The organism is Streptomyces sp. NPDC051105 (assembly GCF_040682795.1).
In the GTDB taxonomy this organism is placed as follows: Bacteria; Actinomycetota; Actinomycetes; order Streptomycetales; family Streptomycetaceae; genus Streptomyces.
The window spans coordinates 686,841-700,240 of record NZ_JBFBBR010000003.1; the positions used below are offsets into that span (position 1 = coordinate 686,841).

Consider the following 13,400-nt stretch of genomic DNA (forward strand, 5'->3'; position numbering starts at 1 on the left):
CGCCGGTAAGCGACACCCCCCGGCCGACCTCAGCTCGCCGCCAGCCTCGCCAGCTGTTCCTCGAACGGCACCACCACCGGCAGAGCCTCCGGCTCCGCCGGCCGCGCACCGGTCAGCCCCGTCATCAGCGCCGCCAGCTCCCCCGCCGCCCGTTCGATCCGGGCCTCCAGGCCCTCCGCGCCCCAGTCCTCCGACGCCGCGTAGACGCCCGTCGGTGCGACCACCGCCCGCAGGTACGCGAACATCGGCCGCAGCGCGTGCTCCAGCACCAGCGAGTGCCGGGCCGTGCCCCCGGTCGCCGCGATCAGCACCGGCTTGCCCACCAGCGCTTCCTTGTCCAGGACGTCGAAGAACGACTTGAACAGGCCGCTGTACGAGGCCGTGAACACCGGCGTGACCGCGATCACCCCGTCCGCCTCCGTCACCGCCTCCAGCGCGGCCGCCAGCCTGCGCCCGGGGAAGCCGTTGGTGAAGTTGTGCGCGATCTCGACCGCGAGGTCGCGCAGCTCCACCACCTCGACCTCGACATCGTCGGCCTGCCGGCCCACCGCGGCCGCCAGCCGGTCGGCCAGCAGCCGGGTGGACGACGGCACGCTCAGTCCCGCCGAGACGACGACGAGCCTCATGCCCCGACCTCCTTCTTCTCCGCGCCCGAAGCGCCCGAAGCCTCCGAAGCGGCCGCGGCGAGCAGCGACGCGTGCGTGGGCGCCTCCGGGACGTTCGCCGGACGGCCGTTCGCGAACTCCTTGCGCAGCACCGGTACGACCTCCTCGCCCAGCATGTCGATCTGCTCCAGGACCGTCTTCAGCGGCAGCCCCGCGTGGTCGACCAGGAACAGCTGGCGCTGGTAGTCACCGGCGTACTCCCGGAAGGCGAGCGTCTTCTCGATGACCTGCTCGGGCGTGCCGACGGTCAGCGGGGTCTGGTCGGTGAAGTCCTCCAGGGAGGGCCCGTGGCCGTAGACCGGCGCGTTGTCGAAGTACGGCCGGAACTCGCGCACCGCGTCCTGCGAGTTGTGGCGCATGAACACCTGGCCGCCCAGGCCGACGATCGCCTGCTCGGGCGTGCCGTGCCCGTAGTGGGCGTACCGGGCCCGGTACAGCTCGACCATCCGCTTGGTGTGGTCGGCGGGCCAGAAGATGTTGTTGTGGAAGAAGCCGTCACCGTAGTAGGCGGCCTGCTCGGCTATCTCCGGCGAGCGGATCGAGCCGTGCCAGACGAACGGGGCGATCCCGTCCAGCGGCCTCGGGGTGGAGGTGAAGCCCTGCAGCGGCGTGCGGAACTTGCCTTCCCAGTTGACGACGTCCTCGCGCCACAGGCGGTGCAGCAGGGCGTAGTTCTCGATGGCGAGGTTGATGCCCTGCCGGATGTCCTGGCCGAACCAGGGGTAGACCGGGCCGGTGTTGCCGCGGCCCATCATCAGGTCGACCCGGCCGTCGGCCAGGTGCTGGAGCATCGCGAAGTCCTCGGCGATCTTCACCGGGTCGTTCGTGGTGATCAGGGTGGTGGAGGTGGAGAGGATCAGCTTCTCCGTGCGCGCGGCGACGTAACCGAGCATGGTGGTCGGCGACGACGGCACGAACGGCGGGTTGTGGTGCTCACCGGTCGCGAAGACGTCCAGCCCGACCTCCTCGGCCTTCAGCGCGATCGCGACCATCGCCTTGATGCGCTCCCGCTCGCTCGGCGTCCGACCCGTCGTGGGGTCCGGCGTGACATCGCCGACCGTGAAGATCCCGAACTGCATGCTCGCTCACCCTCCAGGTTGTTTACGATTCAACTATACCTGCAGAACGAGACCCCACCCACCGGTATTCCCCGCGCCTCCTCCTCACGCCTTCCAGCCCGGGTCCCGCCCGGTCACCCCCAGCAGCCGCTCGAACGCCGGCGCCCCCTCCGCCACCGCCACCGGCTCCCCGAACATCCCCATCGCCCGCGCGGTCGGCGCCAGCCCCGCGACCTGCCCCGCCAGTTCCGCCACCACCGCCGGATCGGCCGACGGCTCCCGCCGGCCGGTGGCCCGCGCCAGCTCCCACCCGTGCACGGTCACATCGAGCAGGGCCATCGAGCCCAGGGTCCGCGCGGGCATGTTCATCGTCCCCGCCGTGCCCTCCTCCGCCCCGGGCACCGACCAGGCCGCCGCCAGCGCCTGTGCCGCCTGCGCGAACCGCTCCCGCCAGTCCGCGCCCTCCCCGACCCGGTCGGGGGTCCGGGTGAAGTCCACCGACCCCTTCGCGGCCAGCTTCCGGAACTCCACGACCACGTGGAAGAGGTGATTGACCAGGTCCTTCACGTCGTACTCGGCACAGGGCGTGGGCCCCGCGAGCGCCCCGTCCGGGATGGCCCGCACCACCGGCAGGACCCCGTCCACCGCCCTCCCCAGCAGCTCACCGATGCCGTACTCGCGCGCACTGTTCGTGTTCGTCTCCATGCCGACGACCGTACGAACGCGCACCGGCGCCCTTCTTGAACAAACGCGACGCGCCGCGCCGGACGTACGATCCGGCCATGGCCGCCGCCTCCGTCCACGACACCCGCGGGATCGTCGACCCCGCCGGGCTGCTGTCCCGCGTACGGTTCCGCCGCCACCGGCCCGCCGAGCCGCTGCGCCGGCACATCGAGACGTACTGGTTCATCGACTGGGACCTGCCCGAGCCGTACGTCTCGCACGTGGTCCCCCATCCGTCGGTCAACCTCACCTTCCAGTGGGACGAGGAGGAAGGGCCGCCCTACGCCGAGCTGACCGGCGTCGCGCTCGGCCTCTACGCCCGCAAGCTGACCGGCCGCGGCCGGGTGTGCGGCGCCAAGTTCCGCCCGGGCGGCTTCCGGCCGTACGCCCCGGGCCACCCGGTCTCCCACTGGACGGGCCGGGCGCTCCGGGCCGACGAGGTGTTCCCGCGGGCCACGGCGGACACGGCCCGGGACATCGTGACCCCGGCCGACGACGGCGACCGGGTGGCCGCCCTGGACGCCTTCCTCCTGTCCCTCGCCCCCACCCCCGACCCCCAGGCCGACCGCGCCATGGCCCTGGCCGACCGCATCCGCTCCGACCGCACGGTCCGCCGGGTGGCCGAGTTCGCGCAGGCGCAGGGCATCTCGACCCGCACCCTGCAACGCCTCTTCGCCGCGTACGTGGGCATCACCCCGAAGTGGGCCATCCTCCGCCACCGGATCCACGAGGCCGTGGAGCGGGCGGGCGGGGAGAAGGCCGTGGACTGGGCGGCCCTGGCCGCCGAACTCGGCTACGCCGACCAGGCCCACCTGATCCGCGCCTTCAAGGCGACGGTGGGGGTCCCCCCGACCGCGTACGCAGCCGGCATGTGAAGCGCACCCCGTGAGGCAAGCGCCCCTTCCGGGGCGCGGGGCTGTATACGACTCGTGGCTACCGCCGCGCGGGCGCGACCGGCCCGCTCAGCGCGCCGCCTGGAAGGCCCGGCCCACCGCCGTGGCCGCCGTACCGCTGGTGAACAGCCCGCTGCTCGGCTTCGACGGGTCCGCCCCCAGGCCGAACCACGCGTAACGCTGCAGGTACGGCAGCGCGTCCAGCGCCTTCGCGGACGCGGTGACGAAGTCCGCCTGCTGCTGCGCGGACGGGAAACGCGTCCCCTGCGAGAAGTCGATCAGCGCGTACTCGGTGAGCCAGATCGGCTTGTGGTACCGCGCGTACACCGAGGCCAGATACGAGGTCAGCTGCTGCACGGCCTGCGGGGTGCGGAAGTCGCCGCCGTACCAGTGCAGCGTGATGAAGTCGACCCGATAGCCCTTCGCCTTCGCCCCGGACATGAACCGGTCCAGCCAGCCACCGGCCGTGTCCGCGCCGTACGCCACCGCCGGGCTGCCCAGCACCTTGCCGGCCCCCATCAGCCTGGGCCACAGTTCCAGCGCCTGCTCGACCGTCATGTTCGACTGCTGCGCCATGTCGGGCTCGTTGAACCCCAGCAGGTACGGCCCCTGCGCTCGGGCCTGCGCGAGCGACGCGTCGGTCACGGAGGCGGCGCCCCAGACCATGGGCACGAAGGAGGCCGAGCCCGGCGTCGTCACGCCCTGGTGCTGGGTGTTCCAGGTGTAGTACCAGCTCGCCCCGCTCGCGGCCAGCGCCTGGCTCACCCCGTTGAACGACCACACACCGACACCCTTCCGGGCACTGGAGGCGACCCGCACGGGGGCCGCGATGCGCGAAGACGGAGTGGGCTTCGCGGACCGGCTCGGGGACGCACTCGGCCTGGCGGACCGGGAAGGCGACGGGGAGGGCGAGTGCGTGGGGCTCGGGGAGGCGACCGCCACCGGCGCTGACGGACGCGGAGCCGCCCGGGCCACCGGGGCCGACGGACCCGCCGTCAGCCGGGCCGCGACCAGCGCGGCCACCGCGACGACCGCGACCGCCGCCGAACCACCGATCACGGCAGGCCTGCTCACCGCACGCCGGGCCCGCCGCGCACGCCGGCCCGCATGCCCGTGCCGCCCGCGAGGAGGACCGGACGTACCGGAAGTGCCGGACGTACCGGAAGTGCCGGAAGTACCGGAAGACGCTGTGATGTGGGCGAGCACCCGCGCCGGATCGAGACCGGCCGGCACGGCCACCAGCGGCAGACCGCTCAGCAACCGGTCCATCGGCAACAGCCCCCGCTCCAGGCCCGCGCACTCCCCACAGTCCCGTATGTGACGGGCGAACCGCTTACGCCACAGGGAACCCGGCGTGCCGTCCCACGGCGCGGCGATCTCGTCCAGCCGGACACAGCGCGGCTCCGCGCCCAGCCCGCGCACCACACACCGCGCGACCTCCATCTGCTTCTTCATCCGCTGCACCCGCACCGCGGCATGCCGGTCGGACAGCCCCAGCGCACCGGCGAGTTCGGCGCGCTCCAGCTCACCGGTCTCCTCCAGCCACCACAGGGACAGCAGCTCCTGATCGTCCGGGTCGAGCCAGCGCGTCGCCTCGGCGATCTCCCGACGCTGCTCGGTCAGGCCCAGCCGCAGGATGGTCAGCCCGGCGAAGTCCAGGTCGGGGTCGGCCAGCACCTCCGCGTCCTCCAGCCGCGCCCTGCGATCGCGGTCGGTGGCCCGCACGCTCTCCCGGTTGCGCACCTGCCTGATCGTGATCGCGACCAGCCAGGACCGGAACGCCGACGGATCCCGCAGCTTCGGCAGCCCGCGCACCATGCGCAACAGCGTCTCCTGTACGACGTCGTCGACATCGGCATGACCGTTCAGGGCCCGGCCGACGATGTTGTAGACCAGCGGCAGGCAGTGGGCCACCAGCTGCTCCAGGGCCCGCCCGTCGCCCGCGCGTGCGGCCGTCACCAGGCCGGGATCGGCCCCCCTCCGATGGTTTTCGATCATGTGGGTCTGTTCCTCCGCACAGGGATCCGGCTCTTGGACCGGCCTCGGTACCGGCTGTCGGACCGGCTTGTGATGTGGAGACCCCCCGAGACACCCGAGGACAACAGAAAAACCGGCGGGCCGACGTCGAAACCTGTTCGAGTCGGCAATTTATGTTGTACGGCCGCAGCGCCCGAGGTCACCGAGAGGCAGGCACACATCCGGCACAGCCCGAGGAAGGCCCGAGGATGGCACGAGGACGCAGAAGACACGGCGCGAGACCACCGCGACGCCGCTGGTGGTACACCTCCGCGGCGGCCGCCGCCCTCGCGACGGCCGCCACCGTACTGATCACCTACGGCGCGTGGACACCGTCCCCCGGAACCGACACCGCGAGCACACCGGACCGCCGGACGGCCGCAGCCGCCCCCTCCGCACCGCCGGCCACCTCACCCCCGTCTTCCGCCGGCCACAGTGCCTCCCCCTCCCCCTCCGCGTCCCCGTCCCGCCCGGCCAAGCCGTCGGCCACGATCACCCGGAAACCGGCCGCCGCGCCGGAACAGCAGACCCCGACGCCGGCCCCGGCCGGCCGGCGTCTGATCACCGTCGTCAACCGGACCGCGCAACCGGTCTGGGCGATCGTCACCAACACCGCCGTCTACCCCGCGGGCCGCAGACTCGCCCCCGGCCAGAGCCTCTCGCTGACCGTGGCCGACAACTGGGGCGGCCGCATCTGGGGCCGTACCGGATGCACCGGCACCGCCGCGGGCCCCTGCGCCTCCGGCGACTGCACCAGCGTCTGCACCGGCCCCAACCCGCCCACCACCCTCGGCGAGTTCACCTTCGACGCGTACGCGGGCATGGACTTCTACGACGTCAGCATGGTCGACGGCGCCAACCTGCCCATGTACATCAACATCTCCCACACCACGACCACCGACCCGGTCAGCTCCACCGGCTGCTACCACGGCGCCTGCACCACGGAGATCGACTGCCCCAAGGCGATGCAGGCCCTTTCCGGCGGCCGGGAGATCGGCTGCAAGCCGCCGTGCGCGGCGTTCGGCGGCGACACGTACTGCTGCCGCGGCGCCTGGGCGGGCCGCGACAACTGCGTCCCCGCCAAGTGGCCCGTCGACTACACCCAGGTCTTCGAACGGGCCGCGCCGTACGCCTACTCGTACGCCTTCGACGACGCGGCGACCATGCCCTGCAAGGGCGCCTGCTACTACCGGGTGACCTTCGGCACGACCTAGCGTTCCGGTCAGAAGGCGCCCTCAGAAGGCGTACGGGTCCCCGGTCGCCAGCACCAGCACCCGCTGCCTGTCGTTCGTACGGTCGTGGTCCACCGCACCCCCGCCCCACACCACGTCGACCTCCAGCGTCACCTCCGACGGCCGCGCCCCCAGCCGTACCGGAACCACCAGCTGCTCGCCGGGCAGGTCCACGGCCAGCGGCCCGGTGCCGCACACCACCTCCCGGTCTCCGGAGCGGGCACAGGCGGCCGGCAGCTGCTGGGTGTCCGCCAGCGCCGCCGACCAGCTCAACCGCACGGTGGCGTCGGACACGGTGTCCGGCCCGAGGTTGCGCGGAGTCACCCGGACCTCCACCAGGTCCCCACCCATCACGACCGACCCGTGCACCTCGAGATCGGCGTCCCCGGCCCACGCGGTACCGCCCGCGCCGGCCACCAGCGCGCCCACCGTCACCACCCCGACCACCGCAAGCCCGCAACGACGCATCGCCATGCCACCCGTCCCGTCCATCCGTACGTCCCGTCCGTCTCCGGCGTTCGTACGGATGTATGCCACCCCTACCCCGCCGCAGGCGCCCTCCAACAGGTGACAGCCGGACCGCATGGCAGGCTGCGGACATGCTGATCCTCCGCTCCGCCGCCCTGTTCGTCGTCGCCGCCTTCTTCGAGATCGGCGGCGCCTGGCTGGTCTGGCAGGGCGTACGGGAGCACCGGGGCTGGCTCTGGATCGCCGGCGGGATCCTCTCCCTCGGCGCCTACGGCTTCGTCGCCACGTTCCAGCCGGACGCCCACTTCGGCCGCATCCTGGCGGCATACGGCGGAATCTTCGTCGCGGGCTCGATCCTGTGGGGCGTCGTCGCCGACGGCTACCGCCCGGACCGCTGGGACCTCACGGGCGCGGCGATCTGCCTGGCGGGCATGGCAGTGATCATGTGGGCGCCGAGGAACGGCCACTGACCCTCGCCTAGGCTGGAAGGAGCCGACGTCCACCGAGCAATCAGGAGCACCGCATGGCCACCGCACCGTCCGCCGCCTCCCGCATCGCCGTCGTCACCGGTGCGAGCAGCGGAATCGGCGCCGCGACCGCCCGCAAGCTCGCCGCCGCCGGTTACCGCGTGGTCCTCACCGCCCGCCGCGAGGACCGTATCGAGGCGCTGGCCAAGGAGATCAACGAGGCCGGCCACCAGGCCACCGCCTACCCGCTGGACGTGACGGACCGCGCGGCCGTGGACGAGTTCGCGACCGCGTTCAAGACGATCGCCGTCCTCGTGAACAACGCCGGCGGAGCCCTCGGCGCCGACCCGGTGGCCACCGGCGACCCGGCCGACTGGCGCACGATGTACGAGACGAACGTCATCGGCACCCTCAACCTCACCCAGGCCCTGCTGCCCAGGCTGGAGGCGAGCGGCGACGGCACGGTGGTCGTCGTCTCCTCCACGGCCGGCCACGGCACCTACGAGGGCGGCGCCGGCTACGTCGCCGCCAAGCACGGCGCCCACGTCCTCGCCGAGACACTCCGCCTGGAGATCGTCGGCAAGCCGGTCCGCGTCATCGAGATCGCCCCCGGCATGGTCAAGACGGACGAGTTCGCGCTGACCCGCTTCGGCGGCGACGAGGAGAAGGCGGCGAAGGTCTACCAGGGCGTCGCCGAGCCCCTGACGGCCGAGGACGTGGCCGACACGATCACCTGGTCAGTGACCCGCCCCAGCCACGTCAACATCGACCTCCTGGTGGTACGCCCCCGCGCCCAGGCCTCCAACTCCAAGGTCCACCGGGACCTGTGATGCCGGACCGCCCGGCCGACGACCCCACGGCCGCCCTGGAAAGACACCTGGAAGAAGTCCGCCTGAAGCAGGAAACCAGGAACGAACGCCAGGTCTGGTACTTCCTGGCCTACTTCCTCTTCGGCATCCACTTCCTCGCCTTCGTGATGATCTACGCGGTCCATCACGCGAAGTAGACCGGTCGGCCGACCGCGCCGTGGCACCTCCAGCTCTCAGCCCTTCACGCAGACGACCTGCTTGAGCTTCGCGACGACCTCCACCAGGTCCCGCTGCTGGTCGATGACCTGGTCGATCGACTTGTACGCGCCCGGGATCTCGTCCACGACACCGGAGTCCTTGCGGCACTCCACGCCCCGCGTCTGCTCCTCCAGGTCCTTGGTCGAGAAGCGCCGCTTCGCCGCGTTCCGGCTCATGCGCCGACCCGCGCCGTGGGACGCCGAGTTGAAGGCGTTCTCGTTACCGAGACCCTTCACTATGTACGAACCCGTGCCCATCGAGCCCGGGATGATTCCGTACTCCCCGGCCCTTGCACTGATCGCCCCCTTGCGGGTGACAAGCAGGTCCATGCCCTCGTAGCGCTCGCGGCTGACGTAGTTGTGGTGGCAGCTCACCTCAGGCTCGAAGATCACACGCACCTTCTTGAACTCCTTGCGGATCACGTCCTTGAAAAGGGCCATCATGATCGACCGGTTGTACTTCGCGTACTCCTGAGCCCAGTACAGGTCGTTCTGATACGCCGCCATCTGCGGGGTGTCCGCGACGAAAACGGCAAGGTCTCGGTCGATCAGCCCCTGGTTGTGCGGAAGCTTCTGAGCGACACCGATGTGGTGCTCAGCCAGTTCCTTGCCGATGTTCCGGGAGCCGGAGTGGAGCATGAGCCAGACCGATCCCTGATCACTTATGCAAACCTCTGCAAAATGATTTCCGGATCCGAGCGTTCCCATCTGCTTTTCTGCCCGATCATGACGGAACTTGACCGCTTCGGCCACCCCGTCGAACCGCCCCCAAAAGTCGTCCCACCCAGCCGTAGCGAACCCGTGCAGCCGCCCCGGCTCGACCGGATCGTCATGCATCCCCCGCCCCACCGGAATCGCCTGCTCGATCTTCGACCGCAGTCGCGACAGATCCCCCGGCAGGTCGTTCACGGTCAGGGACGTCTTCACCGCCGACATGCCGCAGCCGATGTCGACGCCCACCGCCGCCGGGCACACGGCCCCCTGCATGGCGATGACCGACCCGACCGTGGCGCCCTTCCCGTAGTGGACGTCCGGCATGACCGCCAGGCCCTTGATCCACGGCAGGGTCGCGACATTGCGCAGCTGCTGGAGCGCCACCTCCTCGACGGCGGCGGGGTCGGCCCACATCCGGATCGGTACCCTCGCGCCCGGCATCTCCACGTACGACATGGCTTCCTCATCCCCCCGCGGATCATCAAATAAAAAGGACAAAAGCCTTGATCAAGGCATAACGCAAATGCGTCGCCAAGGCCACCGAAATCAGACTTGGGACCGGCGTTCACGGCAGTGCGTGCGATACACATTGTCTCCAGGGGACGCCCCGTCGCGGCAAGCGATTAACCAGCGGGGACACTGGAGCAGGACCGAGCGACCCAGTGAACGGAAAGGAGCCTGACCGTGCAGCGGAAGGCGTACGTAACCGGCACCGCCGCCCTCCTCGCGGCCCTGCTGGCCGGCTGCACGAGCGGTTCCAGCGGCGGCGACGACATCAGCGACAAGAACGCGGACACCGGCACCTCCACCGTCGCCGCCCAGCCCGGCAAGTACCTCACCCTCCCCGAGCCCTGCGGCGCGGTCAGCCAGAACACCCTCGACTCGCTGCTCCCGGGCATCGCCCAGATCACGGACGAGGAGCAGCGCGACAAGGCGTACGCGGGCACGGCCACGCTCACCTACGACACGGACCGCAAGGTCGGCTGCCACTGGAAGGTCGAGTCCACCGACGCCACGGACCGGCTGTCCGTCGACTTCGAGCGCGTGGTGTCCTACGACAACGCGATCAGCGACGACAACGAGGCGCAGACCATCTACACGCGGCGGGAGACGGCGGCCGGCATCCCCCAGTCCGCGCCTCCGAGCGCCACCGAGTCGGAGTCGCCCTCCGGGTCGCCGTCCGGGTCGGCGTCCGGGACACCGACCCCGTCCCCGTCGTCCTCCACGTCCACGTCCCCCTCGGAATCCGCCGGCACCTCCGCCTCGACGTCCACGACGGCGTCCGCCTCGGCCTCCGCCTCGATCCCCCCGGCCGACCTCCAGCCGCGCACCCTCGCCGACCTCGGCGACGAGGCGTATCTCGACGACCAGCTCAGCGGCTCCGGTTCGACGGCCGAACAGCGCACGGTGACTGTGGTGTTCCGCACGTCCAACGTCGTGGTGACCATCGAGTACGAGGAGCAGCCGATGGCCACCGGGACCGTCCCGGACAGCAAGGAACTGCAGGACAGGGCCCAGAATCTGGCCGCCCGACTGGCCGAGGCCCTCAACAGCTGAGCGCTCGGGCACGCCCTGCGCACCCCGCCCGCAAAGCCCGCGAACCGAAACCGCACAGCTTCCTCACCGCGTACCGTGGCCCCTCGGACCCGATCCGACCGCAGGAACCCCGAACGTATGAGTGAAGGAACCATGCAGCGAGCAGCAGTCCAGCGAGACGACCAGCGCGACCGGAACGAGCGGAACGCACAGCGACGGGCAGGGCGCCTGCGCCGCGGCCTCGTCTGTGCGGCCGCCGTTCCCGCCGTGGCGCTGTTCGCCGCGGCCTGTTCCTCGGACTCCGACAACGCCGCGAAGGAGACGGGCGTCGGCTCCAGCCCGGCCACCGCCCCCGTCGGCTCCGACACCGGCTCCGGGGTCGCCGCTTCGCCGACCGTCCAGGCGGCCAAGTACCAGAAGCTGCCGGAGCCGTGTGCGGTGCTGTCGAAGAAGACGCTCACCGCACTCGTACCGAAGGGTGCGAAGTCGGGTAAGGAGGGCACTTCGGATGATGTGGCCACGCGGGGCAGTTGCTCTTGGAGCAGCCTGGACAACAACGGCGTCAAGGGCTCGCAGTTCCGCTGGCTCAACATCTCCTTCCTCCGCTTCGAATCGGACACCAATCGCGGCTCCGGCGAGAAGCAGGCCGAGGCGTACTACGCGAGCCAGGTGCAGGAGGCGCAGTCCGTGACCGGCGCCAAGAACACCAAGTCGGAGCCGGTGACCGGGACCGGTGACCAGGCCACCGTCGTGCACTACGATCTGAAGAAGAAGGAAGGCGCCTTCCGGCAGCAGACGGTCGTGGCACGGGTCGCGAACGTGGTCGTCACCGTCGACTACAACGGCGCGGGTCTGGCGGGTGAGAAAACCCCGGACGCGGGCACGCTCGCGAAGTCCGCGGAGAAGGCCGCCAAGGAGGCGGTTGCCTCGGTCGCGACGGCCAACGGCTCTTCCACGACTCCGAGTTCACCTGCCGCGACGCCCTCGAAGCCGGCTTCCAAGTCGCCCTCCAAATCGCCCTCCGCAAGTGCGTCGCCCTCCAAGTCGTCAACCAAGAAGGGCTGACCGGCAACACGCGCGCCGCACTGATGTGCCACCCTGTTGCGCGCAACAACATGCAAGGGGAGGGGAGTGCGGGTGGCCGCGCCAATACAGCTGACTCGGATGCACCGCGTTCTCATCGGTGTGGTCGTGACCGGCGCGATGATCATCGCCGGTATCGGCTTCGCCGGCTCGTACGCGGCCGTCCGTGAGCTGGCCATCAAGAAGGGCTTCGGGAACTTCGCCTATGTCTTCCCGATAGGCATCGACGCGGGCATCTGCGTCCTGCTCGCCCTGGACCTGCTGCTGACCTGGATCCGCATCCCCTTCCCGCTGCTGCGGCAGACGGCCTGGCTGCTGACCGTCGCGACGATCGCCTTCAACGGCGCGGCGGCCTGGCCGGACCCGCTGGGCGTGGGCATGCACGCGGTGATCCCGATCCTGTTCGTGGTCGCGGTCGAGGCCGCCCGCCACGCGATCGGCCGGATCGCGGACATCACGGCGGACAAGCACATGGAGGGCGTCCGCCTCACCCGCTGGCTGCTCTCCCCGGTGCCCACGTTCCTGCTCTGGCGCCGGATGAAGCTGTGGGAGCTGCGCTCCTACGACCAGGTGATCAAGCTGGAGCAGGAACGTCTCGTCTACCAGGCGAGGCTGCGCTCCCGCTTCGGCCGGGCATGGCGCCGCAAGGCCCCGGTGGAGTCCCTGATGCCCCTGCGGCTGGCCCGCTACGGCGTGCCCCTGGCCCAGACGGCCCCGGAGGGCCTGGCGGCGGCGGGCATAGACCTGCCGGCGCTCCTGCCGGCCCCCGCACCCGCGCCTGCCGCCGCCGCACCCGCTCCGGTTGCCGCCGCGCCCGCTCCGGCCGCCGTCCCGCAGCAGGCGGCACCTCCCGGCGAGCAGCGTCCCCAGCTGGTCCCCGGCTCCCACGCGGAGCAGCCCGCGTACGCGCCGGAGCCCGAGCCGGAACCCGACCCCCAGCTGAACCCCTGGCTGCACGCGAGGGACCCTCAGCAGATCGAGTACCACGGCGACTACGACCCGACGTTCGAGCCCCAGTACACCGAGGAGCAGTACGCGGCCTGGCAGGCTCAGCAGCAGTACGAGCAGGAGCAGTACGAGCAGGAGCAGTACCAGCGGGAGCAGTACCAGCAGCAACTGCTCGGTCAGCAACAGCAGTTCCCGCCCGCCCGGTTCGCGGAGGAGCAGTTCCCGCCGGAGCAGCAGCCGATCCCCGAGGAGTCCCCGTCGGAGACGACCGGCAGCTTTCCCATCCCCTCCGGTCCGGGCCGCACCCGTGAACTCGGCGAGGGCGGTGGCCCCCCGGAGCCGGCCGAGGAGGACTTCTACCTGGTCTTCAAGAAGTCGATAGACGGGGGCTACCCCAGTTCGGGCCAGTTCCGGGGCGACGTGGAGGCGACGTACGGCATCACCCTCCCGCAGCGCGAGGCGGAACGCATGGTCAACCGCTTCACGAACCGCCACACGGCGGAACTGCAGGAAGACCACATCGCCTAAGGC

The 13,400-nt window shown here is 70.9% G+C and carries 14 protein-coding genes; 8 read left to right on the top strand and 6 right to left on the bottom strand.

The features are described from left to right. Nucleotides 1-29: 29 nt before the first annotated feature. From AB0N16_RS10595 to AB0N16_RS10605, 3 genes are all read right to left on the bottom strand, one after another. Nucleotides 30-626: an FMN reductase gene (locus AB0N16_RS10595; RefSeq protein WP_365795115.1), complete on the bottom strand. Its 597-nt coding sequence runs from the start codon at nucleotides 624-626 to the stop codon at nucleotides 30-32. Continuing rightward, nucleotides 623-1,744 (bottom strand): LLM class flavin-dependent oxidoreductase, encoded by a 1,122-nt coding sequence (locus tag AB0N16_RS10600; protein ID WP_365795117.1) that lies wholly within the window; start codon nucleotides 1,742-1,744, stop codon nucleotides 623-625. The genes AB0N16_RS10595 and AB0N16_RS10600 overlap by 4 nt, the downstream gene beginning before the upstream one ends. A gap of 84 nt (nucleotides 1,745-1,828) precedes the next feature. Continuing rightward, nucleotides 1,829-2,428, bottom strand: a complete 600-nt coding sequence (locus tag AB0N16_RS10605; protein WP_365795119.1) for a TIGR03086 family metal-binding protein — start codon at nucleotides 2,426-2,428, stop codon at nucleotides 1,829-1,831. Between the two features lie 77 nt (nucleotides 2,429-2,505). Here AB0N16_RS10605 and AB0N16_RS10610 point away from each other — a divergent pair, with 77 nt between their 5' ends. Then, nucleotides 2,506-3,321 carry an AraC family transcriptional regulator gene (locus AB0N16_RS10610; protein ID WP_365795121.1) on the top strand — a complete coding sequence of 272 codons (816 nt, stop codon included), beginning with the start codon at nucleotides 2,506-2,508 and terminating at the stop codon, nucleotides 3,319-3,321. A gap of 87 nt (nucleotides 3,322-3,408) precedes the next feature. On the opposite strand, the gene AB0N16_RS10615 is transcribed toward AB0N16_RS10610, so the two are convergent. Further along, complete coding sequence (locus tag AB0N16_RS10615) at nucleotides 3,409-5,337, bottom strand: sigma-70 family RNA polymerase sigma factor (RefSeq protein ID WP_365795123.1); 1,929 nt, start codon at nucleotides 5,335-5,337, stop codon at nucleotides 3,409-3,411. A 227-nt stretch (nucleotides 5,338-5,564) separates the two neighbouring features. Here AB0N16_RS10615 and AB0N16_RS10620 point away from each other — a divergent pair, with 227 nt between their 5' ends. Continuing rightward, complete coding sequence (locus AB0N16_RS10620; protein ID WP_365795125.1) at nucleotides 5,565-6,569, top strand: thaumatin family protein; 1,005 nt, start codon at nucleotides 5,565-5,567, stop codon at nucleotides 6,567-6,569. Nucleotides 6,570-6,590: 21 nt separating this feature from the next. Here the strand turns inward: AB0N16_RS10620 and AB0N16_RS10625 are convergent, their stop codons facing one another. Beyond that, on the bottom strand, nucleotides 6,591-7,061 hold the full coding sequence (locus AB0N16_RS10625) for a hypothetical protein (RefSeq protein WP_365795127.1): 471 nt from the start codon (nucleotides 7,059-7,061) through the stop codon (nucleotides 6,591-6,593). Nucleotides 7,062-7,186: 125 nt separating this feature from the next. Here AB0N16_RS10625 and AB0N16_RS10630 point away from each other — a divergent pair, with 125 nt between their 5' ends. Genes AB0N16_RS10630 through AB0N16_RS10640 form a run of 3 tightly spaced genes read left to right on the top strand, consistent with a single transcriptional unit; the run spans nucleotide 7,187 to nucleotide 8,528 of the window. Next, nucleotides 7,187-7,525 carry a YnfA family protein gene (locus AB0N16_RS10630; RefSeq protein ID WP_365795129.1) on the top strand — a complete coding sequence of 113 codons (339 nt, stop codon included), beginning with the start codon at nucleotides 7,187-7,189 and terminating at the stop codon, nucleotides 7,523-7,525. Between the two features lie 53 nt (nucleotides 7,526-7,578). Beyond that, entirely contained in the window at nucleotides 7,579-8,352 is a 774-nt protein-coding gene (locus AB0N16_RS10635; protein WP_365795131.1) for an SDR family NAD(P)-dependent oxidoreductase, read from the top strand. After that, entirely contained in the window at nucleotides 8,352-8,528 is a 177-nt protein-coding gene (locus AB0N16_RS10640) for a hypothetical protein (RefSeq protein WP_365795133.1), read from the top strand. Before AB0N16_RS10635 ends, AB0N16_RS10640 begins: the two co-directional genes overlap by 1 nt. A gap of 36 nt (nucleotides 8,529-8,564) precedes the next feature. On the opposite strand, the gene AB0N16_RS10645 is transcribed toward AB0N16_RS10640, so the two are convergent. Then, a complete protein-coding gene (locus AB0N16_RS10645; protein ID WP_365795135.1) occupies nucleotides 8,565-9,758 on the bottom strand; it encodes an RtcB family protein in 1,194 nt (397 codons plus the stop codon). A 228-nt stretch (nucleotides 9,759-9,986) separates the two neighbouring features. On the opposite strand from AB0N16_RS10645, the gene AB0N16_RS10650 reads away from it, so the two are divergent. From AB0N16_RS10650 to AB0N16_RS10660, 3 genes are all read left to right on the top strand, one after another. Beyond that, complete coding sequence (locus AB0N16_RS10650; RefSeq protein WP_365795137.1) at nucleotides 9,987-10,859, top strand: DUF3558 domain-containing protein; 873 nt, start codon at nucleotides 9,987-9,989, stop codon at nucleotides 10,857-10,859. 132 nt (nucleotides 10,860-10,991) lie between these two features. Continuing rightward, the gene (locus AB0N16_RS10655) at nucleotides 10,992-11,903 is read left to right on the top strand and encodes a DUF3558 domain-containing protein (RefSeq protein ID WP_365795139.1); all 912 of its coding nucleotides are present in this window, start codon (nucleotides 10,992-10,994) and stop codon (nucleotides 11,901-11,903) included. A 99-nt stretch (nucleotides 11,904-12,002) separates the two neighbouring features. Continuing rightward, nucleotides 12,003-13,397, top strand: a complete 1,395-nt coding sequence (locus AB0N16_RS10660) for a DUF2637 domain-containing protein (RefSeq protein WP_365795141.1) — start codon at nucleotides 12,003-12,005, stop codon at nucleotides 13,395-13,397. The last annotated feature ends 3 nt before the right edge of the window (nucleotides 13,398-13,400 follow it).